Here is a 22,593-nt window from a genome sequence, read left to right on the forward strand (position 1 = left end):
GGGCGGGAGCGGGGGCGGGTGAACTCCCCTCCGGGTGGCGGTTGTTGAGGAGGCCGCGCCCGGGTGCGGGTGGGCCGTTGGCGGTCGGCGGTCGGTGGGTAGGGGTGAAGGAGCGGGCCGGCTGTCTCCGGCCCGCCTCCCGGGTGCGTGTCGAGGTCCGCGCCGACGGCCTGTTGGGAGAGCGCTCTCCCAGGGCGATCCAGGGAAATTGAGATGTCGGCGTCAGGGGCTCTACTTTTCTCTCGCCATGAACTAACCTGATGCGGCGGCGTTTCCTCCAGGTGAAGCCGAGGTTTCAAGTCGTCCCCACGTACGGCTTGACGCCCGGTGTCTCCTGCCCCGACACTCCGCCAGGAGAGCGCTCTCCAGCGTTTCCCACCCCCACCCCACCCCACCCCACTGCTCACAGGAGGAGCCATGCGGCTCGCCCCTCCCCCTTCCGGCGCCCCCATGCGCCGGATGCCTGCCGTACTCGCCGCCGCGGCCCTGGTCGCGGGTGCTGTCATGACGATCCCGGGCACCGCGCAGGCCGCGGACTCGCTGATCTCCCAGGGCAAGACGGTCACCGCCTCGTCCGCCGAGAACGGTGGCACCCCGGCCACCGCCGCCGTCGACGGCGACCTCGGCACCCGCTGGTCCTCGGCGGCCTCCGACCAGCAGTGGCTGCAGGTCGACCTGGGCGCCGTCGCCGGCATCAGCAAGGTCCAGCTGAACTGGGAGGCCGCCTACGGCAAGGCGTACCAGATCCAGACGTCCAACGACGGGACCACCTGGACGACGGTCTACTCCACCACCACCGGCGCCGGCGGCACCGAGGTCCTGACCGTCTCCGGCTCCGGCCGCTACGTCCGGATGAACGGCATCACCCGCGGCACCGGATACGGCTACTCCCTCTGGGAGTTCCAGGTCTTCGGCACCCTGGGCGGCACCCCCACCGGCAACCCGTCCACCCCCTCGGGTTCCACCTGCTCCACCGACAACGCCGCGCAGGGCAAGGCCGCCACCGCGTCCTCCACCGAGAACGGCGGCACCCCGGCGTCCTCCGCCGTGGACGGCAACACCGGTACCCGCTGGGCCTCGGCCGCCGCCGACCCGCAGTGGCTGCAGGTCGACCTCGGCTCGGTGCAGCAGCTGTGCAAGGTCGACCTCAAGTGGGAGGCCGCCTACGGCAAGGCGTACCAGATCCAGGCGTCCAGCGACGGCACCACCTGGGCCACGATCTACTCCACCACCACCGGCGCCGGCGGCACCGAGACGCTCAACGTCTCCGGTTCCGGCCGCTACGTCCGGATGTACGGCACCCAGCGCGCCACCACCTACGGCTACTCGCTGTGGGAGATGGGCGTGCACACCGGTGGCGGCGGCTCCACCACCCCGCCGGTGCAGGGCGGCGGCGACCTCGGCCCGAACGTGCTGGTCTTCGACCCGTCCACGCCGAACATCCAGGCCACCGTCGACTCCGTCTTCGCCAAGCAGGAGTCGAACCAGTTCGGCACCGACCGCTACGCGCTGCTGTTCAAGCCGGGCACGTACAACAACATCAACGCCCAGATCGGCTTCTACACCTCGATCGCGGGCCTGGGCCTGAACCCGGACGACACCACCTTCAACGGCGACGTCACCGTCGACGCGGGCTGGTTCAACGGCAACGCCACCCAGAACTTCTGGCGATCCGCCGAGAACCTGCACCTCAAGCCGGTCAGCGGCACCGACCGCTGGGCCGTCTCGCAGGCCGCGCCGTTCCGCCGGATGCACGTCGAGGGCGGCCTCAACCTCGCCCCGAACGGCTACGGCTGGGCCTCGGGCGGCTACATCGCCGACTCGAAGATCGACGGCCAGGTCGGCAACTACTCGCAGCAGCAGTGGTACACCCGCGACAGCTCCATCGGCGGGTTCTCCAACGGCGTGTGGAACCAGACCTTCTCCGGCGTCCAGGGCGCCCCGGCCCAGGGCTTCCCGAACCCGCCGTACACCACGCTCGACACCACGCCGGTCTCGCAGGAGAAGCCGTTCCTGTACCTGGACGGCAACGACTACAAGGTGTTCGTGCCCGCCAAGCGCACCAACGCCCGCGGCACCTCCTGGGGCAGCGGCACCCCGCAGGGCAGCTCGCTGCCGCTCAGCCAGTTCTACGTGGTCAAGGCCGGCGCCACCGCCGCGAGCATCAACCAGGCGCTCGCGCAGGGCCTCAACCTGCTCTTCACCCCCGGCGTCTACCACGTCGACCAGTCCATCAACATCACCCGCCCGGACACCGTGGTGCTCGGCCTCGGCCTCGCCACCGTCATCCCGGACAACGGGGTGACCGCGGTCAAGGTCGCCGACGTCGACGGCGTCAAGGTCTCCGGCCTGCTGCTGGACGCCGGCACCGTCAACTCCCCGGCCCTGCTGCAGGTCGGCAACGCCACCCCCGGCGCCGGCCACGCGGCCGACCCGATCGTCATCCAGGACGTCTTCGTCCGGGTCGGCGGCGTCACCGCCGGCAAGGCCACCAACGGCATGGTGATCAACAGCAACAACACCGTCGTCGACCACACCTGGATCTGGCGCGCCGACCACGGCGCGGGCGTCGGCTGGGACAGCAACCGTTCCGACTACGGCTTCGTCGTCGGCGGCAACGACGTCCTCGCCACCGGCCTGTTCGTCGAGCACTTCAACAAGTACGACGTGTGGTGGAAGGGCAACGGCGGCCGGACGATCTTCTTCCAGAACGAGAAGGCCTACGACGCCCCCAACCAGGCCGCGATCCAGAACGGCACCACCAAGGGCTACGCCGCCTACAAGGTCGAGAGCAACGTCACCACCCACGAGGGCTGGGGCCTGGGCAGCTACTGCTACTTCAACGTCGACCCGACCATCGTGATGGACCACGGCTTCGAGGTCCCGGACACCGCGGGCGTCAAGCTGCACGACGTCCTGGTCAACTCGCTCGGCGGAAACGGCCAGTTCCTGCACGTGGTCAACAACACCGGCGCCGGCACCTCCGGCACCGGGACCGTCCCCTCCAACCTGGTCTCCTACCCGTAACGGCGGGTAGCCAGGGCAGGACCTGACACGCAGGCGGCCACCGTCCCCGGGCCGGGGGACGGTGGCCGCCGCCGTTTCAGGGCCGGGCGCCCAGCGCCAGCTCCCGGCCCCGCCAGCGGCGGCGCAGCCAGCGGTCGTGCCCCGCCACCACCACCGCCCCCGGGCCGCCCGCGCCGATCGCCTCCTCCAACTCGTCGCACAGCAGCGGCGAGAGGTGGTTGGTCGGCTCGTCCAGCAGCAGGAGCCGGGGCGGGCGCGCCACCAGCAGGGCCAGCGCCAGCCGGCGGCGCTGGCCCACCGACAGGGCGCCGACCGGGCGGTCCAGGTCCGCCGCCGCCAGCAGGCCCAGCGCCACCAGCGGCACCCGCTCCGCCCGCTCCGGGCCCAGCGCCAGCGCGTAGGTGGCGCGGGCGGTGCGGTCCGGGCGCGCGAACACGGTGTCCTGGGCCAGCAGGCCCACCGTCAGGCCGGGCCGCCGGTGCACCACCCCGCCCGCCGCAGGGCGACCGGCCAGCACCGCGAGCAGCGTCGACTTGCCCGTCCCGTTCCCGCCGGTCACCAACAGCCGCTCCCCGTCGGCCAGTTCCAGCGAGACCGGGGGCAGCCGGCCGGGGACGCCGACGCGCCGCAGGGCGAGCAGCGGGCCGGTCTCCCCTTCTTCCGCGCCCGCCACCAGCGCGGGCGGGGCGAAACGCAGCGGGACGGGCGGCTCGGCGACCCGCGCCCGCTCCAGCTCCGCCAGCCGCCGGGACGCGTCGCGCACCCGGCGGGAGACCTGCTGCTGCACCCGGCCCGCCCGGTGCCCGTACCCCATCTTCTCGTTGTCGGTGCGCCCCCGGTCCGGGGCCACCCGGTGCGCGGTCACCCCCGCCGAGTGCCGCAGCCGCTCCGACTCCTGCTGCTCCTCGGCGTACTGGCGCTCCCAGCGGCTCCGGGCGGCCCGCTTCGCGGACAGGTAGGAGAGGTAGCCGCCGCCGAACCGCACCGGCCCGTCCGCCGACGGGTCCAGGTCGACCAGGTCGGTGCAGACCGCCTCCAGGAACGCCCGGTCGTGGCTGGCGAGCACCACCGCGCCCGGCAGCGACGGCAGTTGGGCCTCCAGGAAGGCGGCCGCGGCGTCGTCCAGGTGGTTGGTCGGCTCGTCCAGCAGCACCGCCGACGGCCGGCGCACCAGCAGCGCCGCCAGCGCCAGCCGGCCGCGCTGGCCGCCGGAGAGCGAACCGAGGGTGCGCTCCGGCCCGAGACCGGACAGGCCCAGGCCGTCCAGCACCAGGGCGGCCCGGCGGTCGGCGTCCCAGGAACCGCGCTCCTCGGCCAGCTCCAGCCGCCGCCCGTACTCCTCCAACAGGCCGGGCAGGGCAGGGTGCCGCTCGGGCGAGGCGGCCAGCTCGGCACCCAGGCGCTCCAGTTCGGCGAGGTCCGTACGGGCCTCGCGCAGCGCCTCGTCCAGCACCGAGGAGATCGTCGCGGCGGCGTCGAACGGCAACTCCTGGTGCAGGAAACCGAGATCGGCGGGCCGGGTGACGCTCCCGGCATCGGGCTCGTCGACCCCGGCCAGCACCCGCAGCAGGGTGGACTTGCCGCAGCCGTTCTCGCCGATCAGGCCGATCCGGCGGCCCGGCGCGGCCGTCAGCGACAGGCCGTCCAGCACCCGGCGGCCACCCAGGACGCGGACCACGTCCCGTGCCACCAGCGCCGTCACGCCGCCACCTCCGTCAACCGGCCGTCCGCCAGCAGCAGCCGGCGCCCCACCCCGATGCCCGCCAGGAACCGCTCGTCGTGGCTGACCACCACGAACGCGCCCCGGTACGCGTTCAACGCGCTCTCCAACTGGCCCACACCCACCAGGTCCAGGTTGTTGGTCGGCTCGTCCAGCAGCAGCAACCGCGGCGCGGGCTCCGCGCACAGCACGCACGCCAGCGTCGCCCGCAGGCGCTCGCCGCCCGACAGCACCCGCACCGGCAGGTGCGCCCCCGCGCCCCGGAACAGGAACCGGGCCAGCAGGTTCATCCGCTCCGCCTCCGGCCGCTCCGGCGCGAACCGGGCGAAGTTCTCCGCCACCGACAGGCCGTCGTCCAGCAGGTCCAGGCGCTGCGACAGGTATGCCACCCGGCCCTCGCCGCGCCGCAACTCCCCGCCCAGCGGCGGCAGATCACCACTGACCAGCCGCATCAAGGTGGTCTTCCCGGCGCCGTTCGGCCCGGTCAGCGCGATCCGCTCCGGGCCCCGAACGATCAGGTCCACCCCGTCCGGCCCGAACACCTCCGCACCGCCCAACTCGGCCCGCAGGCCCGCGCCGTGGAACAGCGTCCGCCCCGCCGGCACCTGGGTGTCCGGCAGCTCCAGACTCAGCCGCTGCTCCTCGCGCACCGCCCGACCCGCCTCGTCCAGCCTGGCCCGCGCCTCGTCCACCCGCGCCGCGTGCACCTGGCCGGAGCGGCCCGCGGACTCCTGCGCGCCGCGCTTCATGGTGCCCGCGAAGATCTTCGGCAGGCCGGCGCTCTTCAGGTTCCGCGCCGCGTTGCCCGCCCGCCGCTCGGCCCGCTCCCGGGCCTGCTGCAGCTCCCGCTTCTCCCGCTTCAGGCGCTGCTCGGCACTGCGGACGTTGCGCTCCGCGACCTCCCGCTCGGCCCGCACCGCCTCCTGGTACGCGGTGAAGTCGCCGCCGTACAGCCGCAGTTCACCGCCGTCCAGCTCGGCGATCCGGTCCATCCGGTCCAGCAGCGCGCGGTCGTGGCTGACCAGCAGGAGGGAGCCGCGGAACTCGGTGAGGACGTCGTACAACCGGTGCCGGGCGGCGAGGTCCAGGTTGTTGGTCGGCTCGTCCAGCAGCAACACGCTCGGGCGGCGCAGCAGTTGGGCCGCCAGGCCGAGCGAGACCACCTGGCCGCCGCTGAGCGTGCCCAGCCGGCGGTCCAGCGCCAGGCCGCCCAGGCCCAGCCGGTCGAGCTGGGCGCGGGTGCGCTCCTCGACGTCCCAGTCGTCGCCGATCACCGCGAAGTGCTCCTCCGCGACGTCGCCCGACTCGACGGCGTCCAGCGCCCGGATCACCGCGTCGACGCCCAGCACCCGCGCGACCGTCAGGTCCGCCGCCAGCGGCAGCGTCTGCGGCAGGTACCCGAGCGTGCCGGAGACGGTCAACGACCCGGCGCTGGGCTTGAGTTCACCGGCGATCAGCCGCAGCAGGGTCGACTTGCCGGAGCCGTTCGGCGCGACCAGGCCGGTGCGGCCCGGCGGCACGCTGAACGACAGGTCGTGGAAGACCGGAGTGTCGTCCGGCCAGGAGAAGGACAGGTGGGAGCAGACGACGGCGACGTCGGACACGGTGAGACCTCGAACGGTGCGAGGGCAGCGGGGGAATGGTGAACTGCCGCTGCCCGGAAGGGAAGTGGAAAAGGGGACGACGAAACGGACCACTCCCGCGGCGCTCCTGCGCGCCGACCGGTGGCCGTCAGGACCGGGTCTCACCCGGAGATGTCGTCGTCACCCGCCACAGCTGTCCCTCTTCCGTACCTCGCGTGCGCACCCGCCGGTGCCCCGCGTTGCGCACCCGTTGCGCCGTTTCCGACTGTAACAGGCCGCCCGACACGACCACCGGACGCACCGGCGGGGCGGGTTCGGGCCGAGGGGGCGGGAGCGCGCGAAGGGCCGGGCACCGCGCCCGGTGCAGGGGGAGGGGCGCGGTGCCCGGCGGTGCCCCGCCGGGCCGGGTGGGGGCGCCGGGGCGGCGCCCGGGCCGACGGGGACGGAGGCGGACGGGTGGTGGGGGCCACCCGGCCGCCGGGCTCAGCCGGGGGAGCGGGCGCGACGGCCGGCGGCCGACCCCGTACCGGGACGGCGGCGTCCTCGTGCCATGCTGTGCCTCCTCCTCCCGCTCCCCGGTGGTGCGTGCGTGCGTACCGGAGACCCCGCCGGACGCGCCCGCCAACAGAAATCCCGCCACGGGCCGGAAGTTTCTGTTGGCGGGCACCCCCGCGGACGGTCTCCGTGGACGGAGAACGCCGCCCGCACCCACGTGGAGGAACGCACCCATGCCGCACCCCAGACGCAGCGGACCCGACGCCGGGACGGTGACGGCGGCGCGCGCCGGCGACCGGCGCGCACTGGAAGAGCTGGTGGCCCAGAGCCTGCCGCTGGTCTACAACATCGTCGGCCGGGCCCTGAACGGCCACGCCGACACCGACGACGTCGTACAGGAGACGCTGTTGCGCGCGGTGCGAGGGCTGTCCGACCTGCGGGACCCCACCGCCTTCCGCTCCTGGCTGGTGGCCATCGCCGTCCGGCAGGTCCGCAACCGCCAGCAGGACCGGGCCGCCGCCCTCGACCGCTCCGCCCGCCTGGAGGACGCCGAGGCGATACCCGACCCCGCACTCGACTTCGCCGGCCTGACCATCCTGCGCCTGGGCCTCACCGAACAGCGCCGCGAGACCGCCGAGGCCACCCGCTGGCTCGACCCCGACGACCGCGAACTGCTCGCCCTGTGGTGGCTCAAGGAGACCGGCGAACTCGAACAGGCCGACCTGGTCTCCGCGCTGGGCCTCAGCTCCGGCCACGCCGCCGTCCGCACCGGCCGGATGAAGAAGCAACTCGACCTCTCCCGCCTGGTGGTGCGCGCCCTGGCCGCCGACCCGCGCTGCCCCGCCCTGGACGCCGCCGCGGCCGACTGGGACGGCGTCCCCGCCCCGCTGTGGCGCAAGCGCCTGGCCCGGCACGTGCGCGACTGCGAACGCTGCGCCGACACCCGGCACGGGCTGCTCCCCGCCGAACGGTTGCTGTACGGCCTGCCGCTGCTGGCCGTCCCGCCGAGCCTCGACCCGGCCCGGATCCTCGGCGCGCTCACCGCGGCGGGCCCGGGGGCGGGGCCGGGGCAGGGACCGGTACCGGGGCAGGGACCGGTACCGGGGCAGGGATCGGTACCGGGCGCGGGGCCGGGGCGGGGCGGGCACCGGGTGCGCGGGCGGGCCGGGCACCGGCGTTCGCGCCCCACCCTCCCCAAGCCGGTGCTCGGCGGTGCGGCGGTGGCGCTGGCGGCGGTCGCCGTCCTGGTCGGGGCCGAGCTGACGCCCGGGTGGCACGACACCCCGGCGGCCGCGGGCGCGCCGTCCGCGAGCGCCGCCGCCGTGCTGCCCACCACCGCCGCCGACGCGGCGGCCCCGGCGCTCCCCGAGCAGCCCTCGCCCACGGCCTCCCCGTCGCCGTCGGCGTCGGCGTCGGCTTCGGCGTCCGCGTCCGCCTCGGTCCCTCCCGCGCCGTCCGCCGCCACCTCGGCCAAGCCGGCCGCCGGTACCGCCGCCGCGCCGTCGGCCGGGATCGCCACGTCCGAACGCAAGGGCGTCGGCGTGTGGTCCTTCGACGGCGTCAGCCAGGCGCTGGCCGCCTCCGGGGCCGGCTGGTACTACACCTGGGCGCCCCAGCACCCCGGCATCACCACGCCCGCGTCGGCGTCCTTCGTTCCGATGATCTGGGGCGCGTCCTCCGTCACCGACAGCGCGCTCGCCCAGGCCCGCGCCAACGGCCCCTACCTGCTCGGGTTCAACGAACCCGACATGGCCGCCCAGTCGAACATGACGGTCGACCAGGCGCTGGAGCTGTGGCCGAAGCTGATGCAGGCCGGGCGGACGCTGGGCAGCCCGGCGGTGGCGTACGGGGCCGACACGCCAGGCGGCTGGCTGGACCGCTTCATGTCCGGCGCCGCCGCCAAGGGCTACCGGGTCGACTTCATCGCACTGCACTGGTACGGCGGCGACTTCCGCACCCCGCAGGCCGTCCAGCAGCTGACCTCCTACCTGGAGGCGGTGCACCAGCGCTACCACAAGCCGATCTGGCTCACCGAGTACGCCCTGATCGACTTCTCCCGGGGCACCCGCTTCCCGACCGCCGGCCAGCAGGCCGCCTTCGTCACCGCCTCCACCGGGGCGCTCGACGCGCTGCCCTACCTCCAGCGCTACGCCTGGTTCGGCCTCGGCGCGGACCCGGCGAAGCCCAGCAGCGGCCTGTTCACCGACGGCACCACCGCCACCGCCGCCGGACGCGCCTACCAGGCCGCCCGCTGACCGTCCGTCGGCTGTCCGCCGACCGCCCGCCGACCACCGCCCGCCGACCGTGGGGGTGATCGGCGGGCGGGCCCGTACGGGGTGGGTCAGCGGGGCGCGCGGAAGCCGCCGAGCCGCTCCTCCAGCAGCTCGGCCAGGCGCAGCGGGGTGTGGTCCTCGTACATCGGGCCGATCAGCTGGACGCCGACCGGGAGGCCCTCGGCGGAGAGGCCGGTGGGGACGGCGGTGGCGGGCAGGCCCGGCATGGTGGCCACGCCGGCCCAGGCCAGCTGGTCGAAGTAGGGGAAGGTGGTGCCGTCCACGGTGAACCGGCGGCCCAGCAGGTCGGGGTCCTGCTGGTGCGGGAAGGCGGCGGTGGGGGTGATCGGGGCGACGACGGCGTCGAACTCGGCGAAGAACCCGCGCCAGTCGCGGCGGTGCAGTTCGCGGCGGTGGTCGGCGGCCAGCCACTCGCGGTGGGTGAGCGTGATGCCGCGCAGCCGGGCGGCCGACAGGCTGTGGTCGTCGTCGCTCAACCGCCCCGCGAGTTCCCGCACCTGCTCGTACAGCTCGGCGGGGAAGCCGGCGGCGAGGGCGGAGAACATCAGCAGCGGGTAGATCCGGGCGGCGTCGGCGAGGTCGGGCAGCAGCGGGCTGCGGCGCTCCACCCGGGCGCCGCCGTCGGCGAGCGCGTCGGCGACCCGGGCGATGCCCGCGCGGACGTCGGCGCCGGTCGGGATCAGCGGGTGCTCGTCCAGGACCAGCACCCGGAAGCCGTCCAACCGCTCGTGCCGGGCGGGCGGCAGCGCGGTGGTGTGGGCCAGGCCCAGGGTCAGCGGGTCGGGGCCGGTCATCACGTCGAACAGCAGCGCCAGGTCGCCGGCCGAGCGGGCCATCGGGCCGACCACCGCGAGGTCGATGTCGGCGGGCAGCGCGGGGGCGTTCGGCGGCACCATGCCCCGGGTGGGCAGCAGGTGCAGGGTCGGCTTGTGCGCGTACACGCCGCAGAAGTGGGCGGGGGTGCGCAGCGAGCCGGCGATGTCGGTGCCCAGCGACAGCGGGCCGTACCCGGCGGCCAGCGCGGCGGCCGATCCGCCGGAGGAGCCGCCGCTGGTGCGGCCGTGGTCCCACGGGTTGTTGGTGGTGCCGTGGATCTCGTTGTAGGTCTGGATGTCCCGCAGCCCCAGCGGCACGTTGGTCTTGCCGAGCACGACCGCCCCGGCCGCCCTGACCCGGGCCACCTGCAGCGCGTCCTCGGTCGCCACGTGGTTCCGGAACTGCGGCATGCCCCAGGTGGTGGGCAGCCCGGCCACGTTGTACGACTCCTTGACCGTCAGCGGGATGCCGAGCAGCGGCCGTTCCTCCCCGCGCGCCAACGCCAGGTCGGCCTCCCGCGCGGCCTCCCTGGCCCGCTCGAAGTCCGGCGCGCAGACCGCGTTGACCGCTCTGTCCTCCTGCTCGATCCGGGCGATCGCGCCCTCGGTCAACTCCACCGAGGTGACGTCCCCGGCCCGCAGGGCCGTCGTGAGTTCCCCGGCCGTCGCATAGGTCCATTTCTCCATGGGCAGGACCGTACGCGCCGTTCGGATGGGGCACGAAACACTTTGTCGGGCAAGTGGGTTGACGACCCATCGACCCGCCGCCGACAGCCGCTGGACCACCGTGCTGCGGGAGTTCGGCTTCGAACGGGACGTCAGCCGCCTGGAGCGGATGATGGCGGCCGCCGCCCGGAGCCGACGCCCGTTCCCGCCTGCGGTCGGCGGGGTCACCCGTTCCCGAGTCCCTCGGCGTCGATGTCCGGCAGCAGGCGGGACATCCAGCGCGGGGTCCACCAGGCGGCCGGGCCGAGCAGGGTCATCGCGGAGGGGACCATCAGCAGGCGCACAATGGTGGCGTCGATCAGGACGCTGACGGCCAGGCCCAGGCCCATCATCTTGATCACCACGTTGTCGCTGACGATGAACGCCGCGAACACGCTGACCATGATCAGGGCCGCGCAGCCGATCACCCGGGCGGTGGTCTCCAGGGCGTGCGCGACCGCGCCGCGGCTGTCACCGGTGCGGCGCCAGCGTTCGTGGACGCGGGAGAGCAGGAACACCTCGTAGTCCATGCTCAGGCCGAAGACGATCGCGAACATCATCATCGGGACGTAGCTCTCGATCGGGACCTTGCCCGACACGCCGAGCACCGGCCCGCCCCAGCCCCACTGGAAGACCGCGACCAGCACCCCGTACGAGGCGGCGATCGACACCAGGTTCAGCACGGCGGCCTTCAGCGCGACCAGCGGGGCCCGGAACACCAGCAGGATGATCAGGAAGGCCAGCGCCACCACCACCGCGATGATCAGCAGCAGCCGGCTCGCCACCAGGTCCAGGAAGTCGACCTGGGCGGCGGTGGTGCCGGTGACGTAGGTGGTGGCGGCGGTGCCCTCGACCGCGTCCGGCAGGACGGTGTCGGAGAGGTGGCCGACCAGGTCGGTGGTCTCCTGGTCCTGCGGGGCCTGCGCGGGCGTGACGGTGGTGAACAGGACGTCGCCGTCCGAACTGGTCTGCAGCGGGGGCGTCGTACCGGTCGTGCCCGGCACGCCGGTCAGCGCCCGCTGGACGGCGGAGGCCAGCGCCGGGCGGTCGGCGGCGGGCACCGAGGTCTGGTCGACCACCGCCGTCAACGGGCCGTTGGAGCCCGGGCCGAACGCCGCCGACATCAGGTCGAAGGCCCGCCGGTCGGTGAACGAGGTGGGGTCCGCGCCGTCCCCGATGTGCCCGAGCCGGATCGACGGCAGCGGCACCGCCAGCACCAGCACCGTCACCAGGCCCGCCGCCAGGTACCGCCACGGGCGGTGCTCGACCCGCCGCGCGTACCGGTGCCACAGGCCGTTCGCCGCCTCGTCGGCGGCGCCCTCGGCGACGGGGGTGCGGACGGCGAAGCGGTCCATCCGGCGGCCGATCACGCCCAGCAGCGCGGGCAGCAGCGTCAGCGCGCCGCACACCGCCGTCACCACCGTGACGCCCGCCGCCAGGCCGAGCTTCGCCATGAACGAGATGCCCGACACCGACAGGCCCGCCAGCGCGACCACCACCGTGCAGCCGGAGATCAGCACCGCCCGGCCGCTGGTCGCCACCGCGTGCCCGGCCGCCGCGACCGGGTCGGCGCCGTCCATCAGGTTCTGCCGGTGCCGGGTCAGCAGGAACAGCGCGTAGTCGATGCCCACGCCCAGCCCGATCATCGTCGCCAGCGTCGGCGCGACCGTCGCGAACGTCGTCAGCGCCGCCAGCAGACCCAGCAGCCCCAGACCCGCCACCACCGCCAGCAGCGCGCTGACCAGCGGCAGCCCCGCCGCGATCACGCTGCCGAAGCCGAGCAGCAGCACCACCACCGCGACCCCGAACCCGATCAGCTCGCTCACCCGGTCGCTCGGCGCCGGGCGCGCCAACTCGCCCAGCGGGCCCCCGTACTCGACCTGCACGCCCGCCTGCCGCAGCGGCGCCACCGCCGCGTCCACCTGGCCGAGGTAGTCGTCGCCGAACGTCGCCAGCACGCCGTCGAAGCGCACCGTGACGTACGCCGTCAGCCCGTCCGCGGACAGCGGCCCGCCCGGCTGCGGGGCCTGTCCCTGCGGCGGCAGCGGGTCCTGCGCCGACAGCACGTGCGGCAGGTGCTGCAGGGACGTCACCGCCTGGTCCACCTGCGCCTGGAACTGCGTCAGCGGCTGCCCGTCGTGCAGCACCACCTGCGCGCTCGTCCCGCCGATCGCGGGCTCGTGCGCGGCCAGCACGTCCGCGCCGTCCTGCGCCTGCGAGCCCGGCACCGAGAAGTCGTCCGAGTAGGCGCCGCCCACCGCGTGGTCCGCGACCTGCACCCCCACCAGCACCAGCAGCCAGCCCACGAGCACCACCACCGGGCGCCTGGCGCACCACGTCCCCAGCCGCCACAGCAGGCCACGCCCCCGGCCCGGCGCTGACCCTGACGCGGTGTCGGACGAAGGCATCGACCCTCCCGGGGCGTGGCGTCACCCGCACCCGGTGACCGGACTCCGACGGTAGCCGCGCCCCCGCCGCCCGCCCCGGCCCACTCGCCCGCGACACGGCCGAACCCACTCGAACGCCGCCGCCCGGGCCGGAACGCCGGGCCCGTCGTGCGGCGAGGGCCCGGTCGACCGCCTCGACCGTCGTCATCGAGGTTCCCGTGTCGCCGCGGGGGATCCGCTTCTCGTTGCTCTCGTTGCTCTCGTTGCTCTCGTTGTTCTCGTTGCGGCGTTCACGAGCGAGCGGACCGCCTCACACCGCGGTGAGCACGATCTTCCCCCGGAGGTGTCCGCGGGCGGCTCGTTCGTGCGCCTTCCGGGCGTCCGCGAGCGGGAAGGTGCTGTCGACGGCGACGCGGAGCGCGCCCGTGTCGAGCAGGCGGCCGAGCTCTTCGAGCTGCCGGCCGTTCGAACGCACCTGGGTGCCCGAGGTCGTGACGCCCAGCCGCGCGACCTCCGCCGGGTCGTACGCGGCGAGGAAGACGTTGTACAGCGCGCCGCCGCGCCTGAGCGTCCGCAGGAAGCGACCGCTCCCGGGGCCGCCGACGGTGTCGAGCACCAGGTCGACGTCGCGGACGGCGTCCTCGGGCCGGGTCCTGGTGTAGTCGACGAACTCGTCGGCGCCGAGCTCGCGCAGGAACCGCTCGTGCGCGCCCGAGGCGACCGCGATGACGCGCGCGCCCTTCCACTTGGCGATCTGCAGCCCCAGGTGACCGACACCGCCGGCCGCGCCGTTGACCAGCACCGTCGTCCCGGCGCCCAGCGGCACGGGGCGGTGCTGCGCCCGCTGGAGGGGGTTCGGGTGGTCGTGCCCGAGTTCCACCAGGTGCTGCCAGGCGGTGAGCCCCGACATGGCCACCCCCGCGGCGTGCGCGTGGTCGACGCCGGCGGGCTTGCGCGCGAGGTCGGCGGCGGGCGCCGTCACGTACTCGGCGTACGCGCGGCCGTCGAAGCTCGGGAAGCGGAGCAGGCCGAAGACCTCGTCGCCGACGGAGAAGTCCGCCACGTCCGCCGCGACCGCCGCGACGACGCCCGACACGTCCGACCCCGGAACGGCGGGAAGGCTCACCGGCGGCCTCAGCTCGGGGGGAATGCCGGGCATCCCGTCGCGCAGGTACCAGTCCGGGGGGTTGAGGCCGACGGCGTGGACCCGGACGAGCACCTCGCCCGGCTGCGGCCGGGGGACTGGCACCTCGTCGTAGCGCAGCACCTCGGGGCCGCCGAACTCGTGCAGCCGGATCGCCCTCATCGTGTGGGGGGACATGGAGGTTCTCCCTCTTCCCGCAGGCGGGATAGGCTAGGCGTAGCACCGCTACGTATATCCGTAGCAGTGGTACGAATATACGTAGCACTGCTACGCCTGTCAAAGGAGGGCCCTTGCGAGCCGACGCCAGGAAGAACCGCGACCACCTGCTCGCCGTCGCGCGCGTCGCCGTCGCCGAGCAGGGCGCCGACGCCTCCCTGCGCGACATCGCCCGGAGGGCCGACGTCGCCCTGCCCACGCTCTACCGCCACTTCCCGACCCGGGAGGCGCTGCTCGACGCCCTGCTCCGGGAGGGCTTCGACGCCCTGGCGGCGCGGGCGGGCGAACTCGAAGCGTCGGACTCGCCCGAGGACGCCCTCGTCACGTGGCTGCGCGACTGCGTCACGGTCGCACGCGAGTACCGGGGCGTCACCGAACTGATGGCGGCCGCCATCGAGGACACCGGTTCCGCGCTCCACGCCTCGTGCGTCACCATGCGCGCGGCGGGCACCCGGCTCCTCGTCCGCGCCCAGGCCGGGGGCGCGGCCCGGGCCGATCTCGACGGCACGGAACTGTTCGCCCTCATCGCGGCCCTCGCGTGGCTCGGCGACCAGGGCTCGTTCGCCCCGCTCGCCGACCACCTCTTCACCGTGGTCGCGAGCGCGATCCTGCCCGGACGCGCGGACCGCGACGGCGGCGAGCAGCTCCACTGACGCCGCCGCGGGCGGGTCCGTGAACCGGCGGGCGGTGCGCGGCGCCCGTCGGGCGGTGTCCGGCTCCCGGCGGGCGCTGCTAGCATCGGCGCCGTCGCGACTGGCGAGAGGTGGAGCACCACCGGGGAGCGGCACCGCACAGCACGGGACCGGCACCGTCCGCCTGGGTGTCCTCCGAAGCCGACACGCGACTTCACGGAGGGGGCCACCACCATGGACCTTCGGTACGGAACCAACCCGCAGAACACCCGCGCCCGGATCGAGCCGCCGCCCGGCACCGACCTGCCGCTGCGCCTGCTCAACGGACATCCCTCGTACGTCAACCTGCTGGACGCGCTGAACGCCTGGCAACTCGTCAGCGAGGCCGCCGCCCTGTTCGGACGCCCCGCCGCCGCCTCCTTCAAGCACGTCTCCCCGGCCGGCGCCGCCCTCGCCGGACCGGTCGACCCGGCCACCGCCGAGCCGTACGCCCTCGACCCGGCCGCCGTCGGCCCGCTCGCCTCCGCCTACCTGCGGGCCCGCGACGCCGACCCGAAGTCCTCCTACGGCGACTTCGTCGCCGTCTCGCACGAGGTCGACCTCGAACTCGCCGACCTGCTCGCCCGGGTGGTCTCCGACGGCGTCGTCGCGCCCGGCTACGCACCCGGCGTGCTCGACGTGCTGGCCCGGAAGAAGAACGGCCGCTACCTCGTCCTGGAGGCGGACCCCGGCCACACCCCGCCCACCGTCGAGACCCGCGAGGTGCACGGCCTGCGCCTGGTCCAGGACGTCGACACCACCCCGCTCACCGCCGACCTGCTCACCGACGTCCGGGTCGGCACGCTCACCCCCGCCGCCGCGGACGACCTGCTGCTCGGACTCGTCGTACTGCGCCGCACCCAGTCCAACTCGGTCTGCTACCTGCGCGACGGCGCCGCCCTCGGCATCGGCGCGGGCCAGCAGTCCCGGGTCGACTGCACCCGGCTGGCCGGTGCCAAGACGGACACCTGGTGGCTGCGCCGCCACCCCGCCGTCCGGGCCCTCGACTTCCGCCCCGAGGTCCGCCGCCAGGACCGGATCAACTGGCAGATCCGCTACCTGGAGGGCGACCTGACCCCCGACGAGCGCACCCGCTTCGCCGCCGCCCTGCACGGCGGCGACGTCCCCGACGAACTCGGCGCCGACGAGCGGGCCCGCTGGGCGGCCGGGCTGGACGGCGTCGCGTTCGTCTCCGACGGCTACCTGCCGTTCCGCGACAACGTCGACCACGCCCGCCGCCACGGCGTCACCGCGATCGCCGAACCCGGCGGCTCGCTGCGCTCCGCCGAGGTCGAGGCGGCCTGCGCCGAGCACGGCATCACGCTGGTGCACACCGGGCTGCGGCTGTTCCACCACTGACCCGCCGAGAGGCCCTCCGCACACCGGGATCGACCGGACGGACGGCGCCTGACCTGCGGTCGAGGGCGGTCGTCCCCGTCCCCGGCAGCCGGACGGCGTTGTCTGTGCTCACGCCCATGGCACTCGAATGGGAACAGATCATCGTCGATTCCTCCGACCCCGTCACCCTCGGGCGTTGGTGGGCCGAGGCCCTCGGCTGGGTGGTGGTCGACGAAACCGAGGAGATCATCGAGATCCGGCCCGAACCGGACCGGATGCCGGGGCTGCTCTTCGTGCCCGTCCCCGAGGGCAAGACCGCGAAGAACCGGCTCCACCCCGACTTCCGCCCCGACGACCAGGAGGCCGAGGTCGCCCGGCTGCTCTCCCTCGGTGCCCGGCGGGCCGACACCGGGCAGGACGAGCAGCACTGGGTGACCCTCCTGGACCCGGAGGGCAACGAATTCTGCGTCCTGGGCGAGCGGAACAGCTGAACGGGGCCGGGGGTGCCGGCGCGTCAGGGCGTCCCGCGGGGGGAGCAGGCCGGTCCAGGCGCGCTGTTCGGGAGTGTCCGGTACGGCCAGGCCGCGGGCCCGGGCGATCCGGGCCCAGCTGTCGTCCGGGTCCGCGCCGGAGCGGACCAGGACGGCGGCCGCCAGCAGCGAGGAGCGGCCGATCCCGGCCCGGCAGTGCACCACCAGGTGGTCGCCCGCAGCCAGCCGCCGCGCCAACCCGTCCAGCACCGGCAGGACTTCGGACAGGACGGGGACGTTCAGGCCCGGGCCGTGCTGAGGAAGCGCAGCACGGCCAGGACGCGGCGGTGGCCGCTGTCGGCGACCGGGAGGTCGAGCTTGGCGAAGATGTTGTTGATGTGCTTGGCGACCGCGCTCTCACCGATCGTCAGGGCCTCCGCGATACCGGTGTTGGAGTGCCCCTCGGCCATCAGGGCCAGGACGTCCCGTTCGCGCGGGGTCAGCCGTTCCAGTGGGTCGCTGCTGCGGCGCAGCAGCAGTTGGGCGACGACCTGCGGGTCCAGCGCGGTACCGCCCCCGGCGACCCGGCGGACCGTCTCCACGAACTCCGTGATGTCGGCGACGCGCTGTTTGAGCAGGTAGCCGACGCCGCTGGTGTCGGCGGACAGCAGGTCGGCCGCGTAGCGCTCCTCGACGTACTGGGACAGCAGCACCACCGCCGTCCCCGGCCGTCCGCGGCGGATCTCCAGGGCGGCGCGCACCCCCTCGTCGGTGAAGGCGGGCGGCATCCGGACGTCGACCAGGGCGAGTTCGGGCCGGTGCTGCTCGACCGCCGCCAACAGGGCCGGTGCGTCGCCGACTTCGGCGACGACCTGGAAGCCGCCCATCTCCAGCACCTTGACCAGGCCGACCCGGAGCAGCACCGAGTCCTCGGCGATCACCGCGCGCACGGCAGCTCCGCGGTCACGGTGGTGGGCCCGCCCACGGGGCTGCTGACGTGGAAGGAGCCGTCGACCGAGCCGACCCGTCTGGCCAGCCCGCTCAGCCCCGTCCCGGTGGAGGGGTCGGCGCCGCCGAGCCCGTCGTCCGTGACGTTCACCCGCAGCACCGAACCGACCTGTCTGACCGTCACCTCGGTGCGCGTCGCCCCGGCGTGCTTGGTCACGTTGGCCAGGGCCTCGGAGACCACGAAGTAGGCCACCGACTCCACGCCGGGCGGCACCCGCTCGTCGAGGTCGACCCGCAGACGCACCGGCAGGGGGAGCCGGGCGGCCAGGCCGGACAGTGCCGCGTCCAGCCCGCGGTCCTCCAGCACGGCGGGGTGCAAGCCCCTCACCAGGTCGTTGAGTTCGGCGATGGCGTGCTTGGCCTCCAGGTGTGCTTCGGCGACCGCCGCGCGGGCCCCGTCGGGCAGGTCGGGGTTGGTGGCCAGGACCAGGCCGAGGTTGACGGCGAGCGAGACCAGCCGTTGCTGGGTGCCGTCGTGCAAGTCCCTTTCTATTCGGCGTCGTTCGGCGTCGACCGCCTCGATCAGGCCGGTGCGGCTCTCCGCCAGGTGCTCGACCCGCTGCTGGAGCCGCTGGGAGCGGCTGGGACCGAGCAGGGCCGCGGCCGCGCGCGACTCGCCCCGGGTGGCCGCGCCCGCCACCCAGGGCAGGACGGCCAGCAGGAGCAGCCCGGCCAGCGTGTAGCACGGCAGTTGCGTCGCGTACCCGAGCCAGCCCCGGCGGCCCTGCGTGGGCACCGCCCAGGCCCAGCCGTAGGCGGTGGCGCCGGCCAGGCCCGCGACGGCGGCGGCCAGCACCAGCAGCTCCCCGGCGGCCAGCAACGGGCCGAGCAGCAGGTGGTAGCCGACCCGGCGCCAGGTCTGCGCCGAAGACAGCCGGCGGCACAGCCACCGGGCCGCCACCGCCCACGACCACGGCTCGGGGACGGGCGCCGCGGGCGCCACGTCCACCCCGAGCAGGGCGCGGTGACGGACCCGTTGGACGGCCGTCAGCAGCGGGGCGCCGAGCACGATCAGGACGGCCGCCACCTGGAGGGACGGTTTCCAGTGCCCCGTCCTGGCGGTGGACGTCGCGGCCCAGGACCACACCGGCACCAGGGCCAGGTGCGGCAGGACACCGGCGGCCAGGAAGCCGGCGTCGCGCCGCACCCGCCGGGCTCGGAGTGCCGGGCGCTTCAGCCCGGGGCGAATCATCACGACTCGACGGTAGGACACCGCCGCGAGGGCGCACCATGAAGCCCGCACCCGACTTCGTGGTGAACCCAGCACCACCCTGGTCGAGGAGGCCGGCCGCAGTGGTGGCGGCCGCAGTGGTGGCGGCCGCAGTGGTGGCGGCCGCAGTGGTGGCGGCCCGGTGCGGCGGCGGCCCGGTGGGGTATGGCGTTCTCGACCGCAGTGGTGTCGGAGGGAGCCGGTGATGGTGACGGGGATCGACGTGGAGCGGGTGCGGCGGGAGACCGCGGGGGTCGGGCGGGTGGTGCACCTGAACAACGCGGGGGCCGCGTTGCAGCCCAGGGCGGTGGTCGAGGCGGTGGTGGGGCACCTGCGGCTGGAGGAGGAGATCGGGGGGTACGAGGCGGCGGCGGAGGCGGCCGGGCGGATCGAGGGGGTGTACGACTCGCTGGCCCGGCTGGTGGGGGCCGGGCGGGAGGACATCGCGCTGGTGGAGAACGCCACCAGGGCCTGGGACATGGCGTTCTACGCGCTGCCCTGGGCGGCGGGCGACCGGATCCTGACGGCCCGGGCCGAGTACGCGAGCAACGCGCTGGCCTTCCTGCAGACGGCCCGCCGGCACGGGGTGCGGGTGGAGACCGTCCCCGACGACGCGGACGGGCAGTTGGACGTCGAGGCGCTGCGCGCGATGGTCGACGAGCGGGTCAGGCTGATCGCCGCGCCCCACGTGCCGACCCAGGGCGGGCTGGTCAACCCGGTCGCCGAGATCGGCCGGGTGGCGCGGGAGGCCGGCGCCGTCTACCTGCTGGACGCCTGCCAGTCGGTCGGCCAACTGCCGCTGGACGTCGGCGAGATCGGCTGCGACCTGCTCACCGCGCCCGGCCGCAAGTTCCTGCGCGGTCCGCGCGGCACCGGCTTCCTGTACTGCTCGCCGCGGATCCGCGAGCACCTGGAGCCCCCGTTCGTCGACCTGCACGCCGCCACCTGGACTTCGGCGGACGACTACCGGGTGCGGGCCGACGCCCGCCGGTTCGAGAGCTGGGAGGCCGGCTACGCGGCCCGGATCGGTCTCGGCACCGCCGTCGACTACGCGCTCGCCGTGGGACTCGACGCGATCGGGGAGCGGACGGCCCGGCTGGGCGCCGCCCTGCGCGACCGGCTGCGGGCGCTGCCCGGGGTGCGGGTCCACGACCGGGGCGCGCGGCAGTGCGCCATCGTGACCTTCACCGTCGAGGGGCACGACAGCCGGGACGTCGCCCGCGCCCTGCGCGACAAGGGGATCAACGTCTCGGTCTCCCTCGCCGAGTACGCCCGCTGGGACTTCGACGACCGGGGCCTGGACGCGGTCGTCCGGGCCTCGCCGCACTACTACAACACCGAGGCCGAACTCGACCTGCTGGCCGGGGCGGTGCCCGCGCCCGCACCGGCCGGAGGGTGAACGGCCGGGGGCGAGCACGGCCCGGGGCGTGGGCACGGCCCGGGGGTGAGCGGTCGGGGGCGTGCGGTCAGGGGGCGTGCGGGGGGCGGCCGGCGAGGCCGTGCAGGAGGAGGTCGGCGAGCGTGTCGAGCACCTCGGCGTCCTCGTGCGCGGGCCGTTCGGTGGTGAGCAGGGCGTAGGAGAGCAGGGAGAGCATCGCGCCCATCGCGGGGGCGAGCAGGGCGGGGTCACCGGGCAGCGGGTGGCCCCGCTCGCGCAGGTAGTCGAGGTGGTCGCGCAGGACGTCGGTGTCCGCGGTGAGGCGTTGCCAGGCCCGGCCGGAGCGGGGGCCCGCGGCGACGATCGACTCGAACACGGCGATGGTGACCGGGAGGTGGTCGCGCATCGCCTGCCAGGACGCGCCGAGGTGGGCGCGCAGTTGGGCCCGGTCGCTGAGGTCGTGGTCGCGCGGGTGGACCTCGGCGACGACCTGCTCGCGGGCCTGCGTCCGGACGTCGTCGAGCAGGGCGCGCAGCAGTTCGTCCTTGTCGGCGAAGTGCGCGTAGAACGAGCCGGTGGCCCGGCCGGCGGCCGCGGTGATGTCGGTGATCTTCGTATTGAGGTACCCGCGTTCGACGAACTGCTGCCGGGCGGCCTCCAGGAGCGCCGCCCTGGTCTCCGCCGCCTGCACCTTGCGCACGCCCATCGCGTCCGGCCTCCTCCGCCTCGCCCTGCCCGTTCCGGCCCGTCGCGGTCGGGCCTTGACCCGCCGCTCGTGCGGACATCATACTGACGCCCAGTTCAGTGAATCAGAATTCATTGAACAAGGATTCAGTGAGGGGTGGACACATGGAAGCGGTAGTGATCGGCGGGGGAGTGGCCGGTGCGGCGAGCGCGATCGCGCTGCGCAGGATCGGCGCCCAGGTGACGGTCTACGAGGCGTACCCGGACCCGGCCGGCCCGGTCGGGGCGTTCCTGAGCCTGGCCGTCAACGGCCTGCGGGCGCTGGAGTCGCTGGGCTGCCTGGACGCCGTGCGGGCGGCGGGCTTCGAGGTCGACCGGCAGCTGATGTGGTCGGGGCGCGGCAAGCGGCTGGGCGACGTCCCGCGCGGCCGGACGGCGGACGACCCGCTGCGCAGCGTCACGCTGATGCGGGCCGACCTGGTGGCGGCGCTGCGGGCGGAGGCGGTGCGGCTCGGGGCGCGGATCGTGGTCGGCGAGCGGCTGGCCGAGCCGGGAGGAGCGGGGGCGGGGCCGGCGGACGGGGCGGTGGCCGGGGCCGACCTGGTGATCGGCGCGGACGGGCTGCGCTCGACCGTCCGGCGGATGCTCGACCCGGACGGGCCGCAGCCCTCGTACGCGGGCCTGTACGGAGTCGCCGGCATCGCCCGCGGAGTGCCGGAGGCGGGCCCGGGGCGGACGTTCAACATGACCTTCGGGCGGCGCGGCGCGTTCGCGCACCTGCCCGCGCCGGACGGCACGGTGTGGTGGTCCGCGCAGCTCGCCGCCCCCGTCGCGCCGGACCGGATCAGGCTGGACGCCCAGGAGTTGGCCGAACTGTTCGCGGCCGAGCGGGTGCCCCGGCGGATCCTCGGCGCGACCGAGCGGATCGACGCGGCGACGCTGTTCCACGTCCTGCCGCCGGTACCGCGCCGGCAGGACGGCCGGCACGTGCTGGTCGGCGACGCGGCGCACCCGGTGGGTGCCGGGCAGGGCGCGTCCATGGCGCTCGAGGACGCGGTCGCCCTGGCCCGGGCCCTGCGCGCCGCGTCCGGCCGGGCCGCCGCGCCCGACCTGCCCGCCGCGCTGGCCGCGTTCGACCGGGAGCGTTCCGCCCGGGCCGGGAAGCTCGCCCGCGCGGCGGCCGCCAACCGGGACGCCAAGACCGCCGGGCCGCTGTCCGCCCTGGTCCGGAACGCGGTGATGCCGCTGGTGTTCACCCGGATGTACACCCGGGGCACGGACTGGCTGTACGAGTACCGGCCGGGCGCGCTGCCGGAATGAGCCGGGAGCGGGGCGGGGCCGGGTGAGGCGGGGGCGGGTCGTGCCGGTGCGGCCCGCCCGCGCGGCGGCGACCGGCCCAAAAAGAATGGCGATTCTGCTAGTGTTCCTCACAAGCAGAACCATCATTC

The 22,593-nt window shown here is 74.7% G+C and carries 15 protein-coding genes and 1 riboswitch; of the genes, 7 read left to right on the plus strand and 8 right to left on the minus strand.

The features are described 5' to 3' along the window. The first annotated feature begins 450 nt into the window (after positions 1-450). Positions 451-3,027, plus strand: coding sequence for a discoidin domain-containing protein (locus OO48_RS29625; protein ID WP_033221894.1), 2,577 nt, complete (start codon positions 451-453; stop codon positions 3,025-3,027). Between the two features lie 76 nt (positions 3,028-3,103). Here OO48_RS29625 and OO48_RS29630 read toward each other — a convergent pair whose 3' ends face one another. Both OO48_RS29630 and OO48_RS29635 read right to left on the minus strand, forming a co-directional pair. Then, a complete protein-coding gene (locus OO48_RS29630; RefSeq protein WP_033221863.1) occupies positions 3,104-4,729 on the minus strand; it encodes an ABC-F family ATP-binding cassette domain-containing protein in 1,626 nt (541 codons plus the stop codon). Then, positions 4,726-6,351 (minus strand): ABC-F family ATP-binding cassette domain-containing protein, encoded by a 1,626-nt coding sequence (locus OO48_RS29635; RefSeq protein WP_033221865.1) that lies wholly within the window; start codon positions 6,349-6,351, stop codon positions 4,726-4,728. The genes OO48_RS29630 and OO48_RS29635 overlap by 4 nt, the downstream gene beginning before the upstream one ends. 707 nt (positions 6,352-7,058) lie before the next feature. Between OO48_RS29635 and OO48_RS29640 the strand changes: the two genes are divergently transcribed. Continuing rightward, positions 7,059-9,080 carry a sigma-70 family RNA polymerase sigma factor gene (locus OO48_RS29640; protein ID WP_033221867.1) on the plus strand — a complete coding sequence of 674 codons (2,022 nt, stop codon included), beginning with the start codon at positions 7,059-7,061 and terminating at the stop codon, positions 9,078-9,080. An 86-nt stretch (positions 9,081-9,166) separates the two neighbouring features. Here the strand turns inward: OO48_RS29640 and OO48_RS29645 are convergent, their stop codons facing one another. The 3 genes from OO48_RS29645 to OO48_RS29655 form a co-directional block, all read right to left on the minus strand. Further along, a complete protein-coding gene (locus OO48_RS29645; RefSeq protein WP_033221869.1) occupies positions 9,167-10,621 on the minus strand; it encodes an amidase in 1,455 nt (484 codons plus the stop codon). A 203-nt stretch (positions 10,622-10,824) separates the two neighbouring features. Further along, entirely contained in the window at positions 10,825-13,047 is a 2,223-nt protein-coding gene (locus OO48_RS29650) for an MMPL family transporter (protein WP_033221870.1), read from the minus strand. 289 nt (positions 13,048-13,336) lie between these two features. Continuing rightward, complete coding sequence (locus tag OO48_RS29655; protein ID WP_209439561.1) at positions 13,337-14,347, minus strand: NADP-dependent oxidoreductase; 1,011 nt, start codon at positions 14,345-14,347, stop codon at positions 13,337-13,339. A 113-nt stretch (positions 14,348-14,460) separates the two neighbouring features. On the opposite strand from OO48_RS29655, the gene OO48_RS29660 reads away from it, so the two are divergent. The 3 genes from OO48_RS29660 to OO48_RS29670 all read left to right on the plus strand — a co-directional run bounded on the left by OO48_RS29660 (position 14,461) and on the right by OO48_RS29670 (position 16,886). Next, positions 14,461-15,039, plus strand: a complete 579-nt coding sequence (locus tag OO48_RS29660) for a TetR/AcrR family transcriptional regulator (protein ID WP_051733098.1) — start codon at positions 14,461-14,463, stop codon at positions 15,037-15,039. Positions 15,040-15,125: 86 nt separating this feature from the next. Further along, positions 15,126-15,215: riboswitch (ZMP/ZTP riboswitch) on the plus strand. A gap of 37 nt (positions 15,216-15,252) precedes the next feature. Next, the gene (locus OO48_RS29665) at positions 15,253-16,416 is read left to right on the plus strand and encodes a phosphoribosylaminoimidazolecarboxamide formyltransferase (RefSeq protein ID WP_033221871.1); all 1,164 of its coding nucleotides are present in this window, start codon (positions 15,253-15,255) and stop codon (positions 16,414-16,416) included. Between the two features lie 116 nt (positions 16,417-16,532). Beyond that, positions 16,533-16,886 (plus strand): VOC family protein, encoded by a 354-nt coding sequence (locus tag OO48_RS29670; RefSeq protein WP_209439562.1) that lies wholly within the window; start codon positions 16,533-16,535, stop codon positions 16,884-16,886. A 278-nt stretch (positions 16,887-17,164) separates the two neighbouring features. Here the strand turns inward: OO48_RS29670 and OO48_RS29680 are convergent, their stop codons facing one another. Together OO48_RS29680 and OO48_RS29685 are read right to left on the minus strand one after the other, a co-directional pair. Further along, positions 17,165-17,815, minus strand: coding sequence for a response regulator (locus OO48_RS29680; protein ID WP_033221875.1), 651 nt, complete (start codon positions 17,813-17,815; stop codon positions 17,165-17,167). Beyond that, positions 17,803-19,065 (minus strand): sensor histidine kinase, encoded by a 1,263-nt coding sequence (locus tag OO48_RS29685; protein WP_081952479.1) that lies wholly within the window; start codon positions 19,063-19,065, stop codon positions 17,803-17,805. Before OO48_RS29685 ends, OO48_RS29680 begins: the two co-directional genes overlap by 13 nt. A 223-nt stretch (positions 19,066-19,288) precedes the next feature. Here OO48_RS29685 and OO48_RS29690 point away from each other — a divergent pair, with 223 nt between their 5' ends. Continuing rightward, a complete protein-coding gene (locus tag OO48_RS29690; protein WP_033221880.1) occupies positions 19,289-20,482 on the plus strand; it encodes an aminotransferase class V-fold PLP-dependent enzyme in 1,194 nt (397 codons plus the stop codon). Between the two features lie 67 nt (positions 20,483-20,549). Here the strand turns inward: OO48_RS29690 and OO48_RS29695 are convergent, their stop codons facing one another. Next, entirely contained in the window at positions 20,550-21,167 is a 618-nt protein-coding gene (locus OO48_RS29695) for a TetR/AcrR family transcriptional regulator (protein WP_033221881.1), read from the minus strand. 143 nt (positions 21,168-21,310) lie between these two features. On the opposite strand from OO48_RS29695, the gene OO48_RS29700 reads away from it, so the two are divergent. Then, the gene (locus OO48_RS29700) at positions 21,311-22,465 is read left to right on the plus strand and encodes an FAD-dependent oxidoreductase (protein WP_033221883.1); all 1,155 of its coding nucleotides are present in this window, start codon (positions 21,311-21,313) and stop codon (positions 22,463-22,465) included. Positions 22,466-22,593: the final 128 nt, after the last annotated feature.

It is taken from the genome of Kitasatospora phosalacinea, assembly GCF_000716545.1.
GTDB classification, from domain to species: Bacteria; Actinomycetota; Actinomycetes; order Streptomycetales; family Streptomycetaceae; genus Kitasatospora; species Kitasatospora phosalacinea.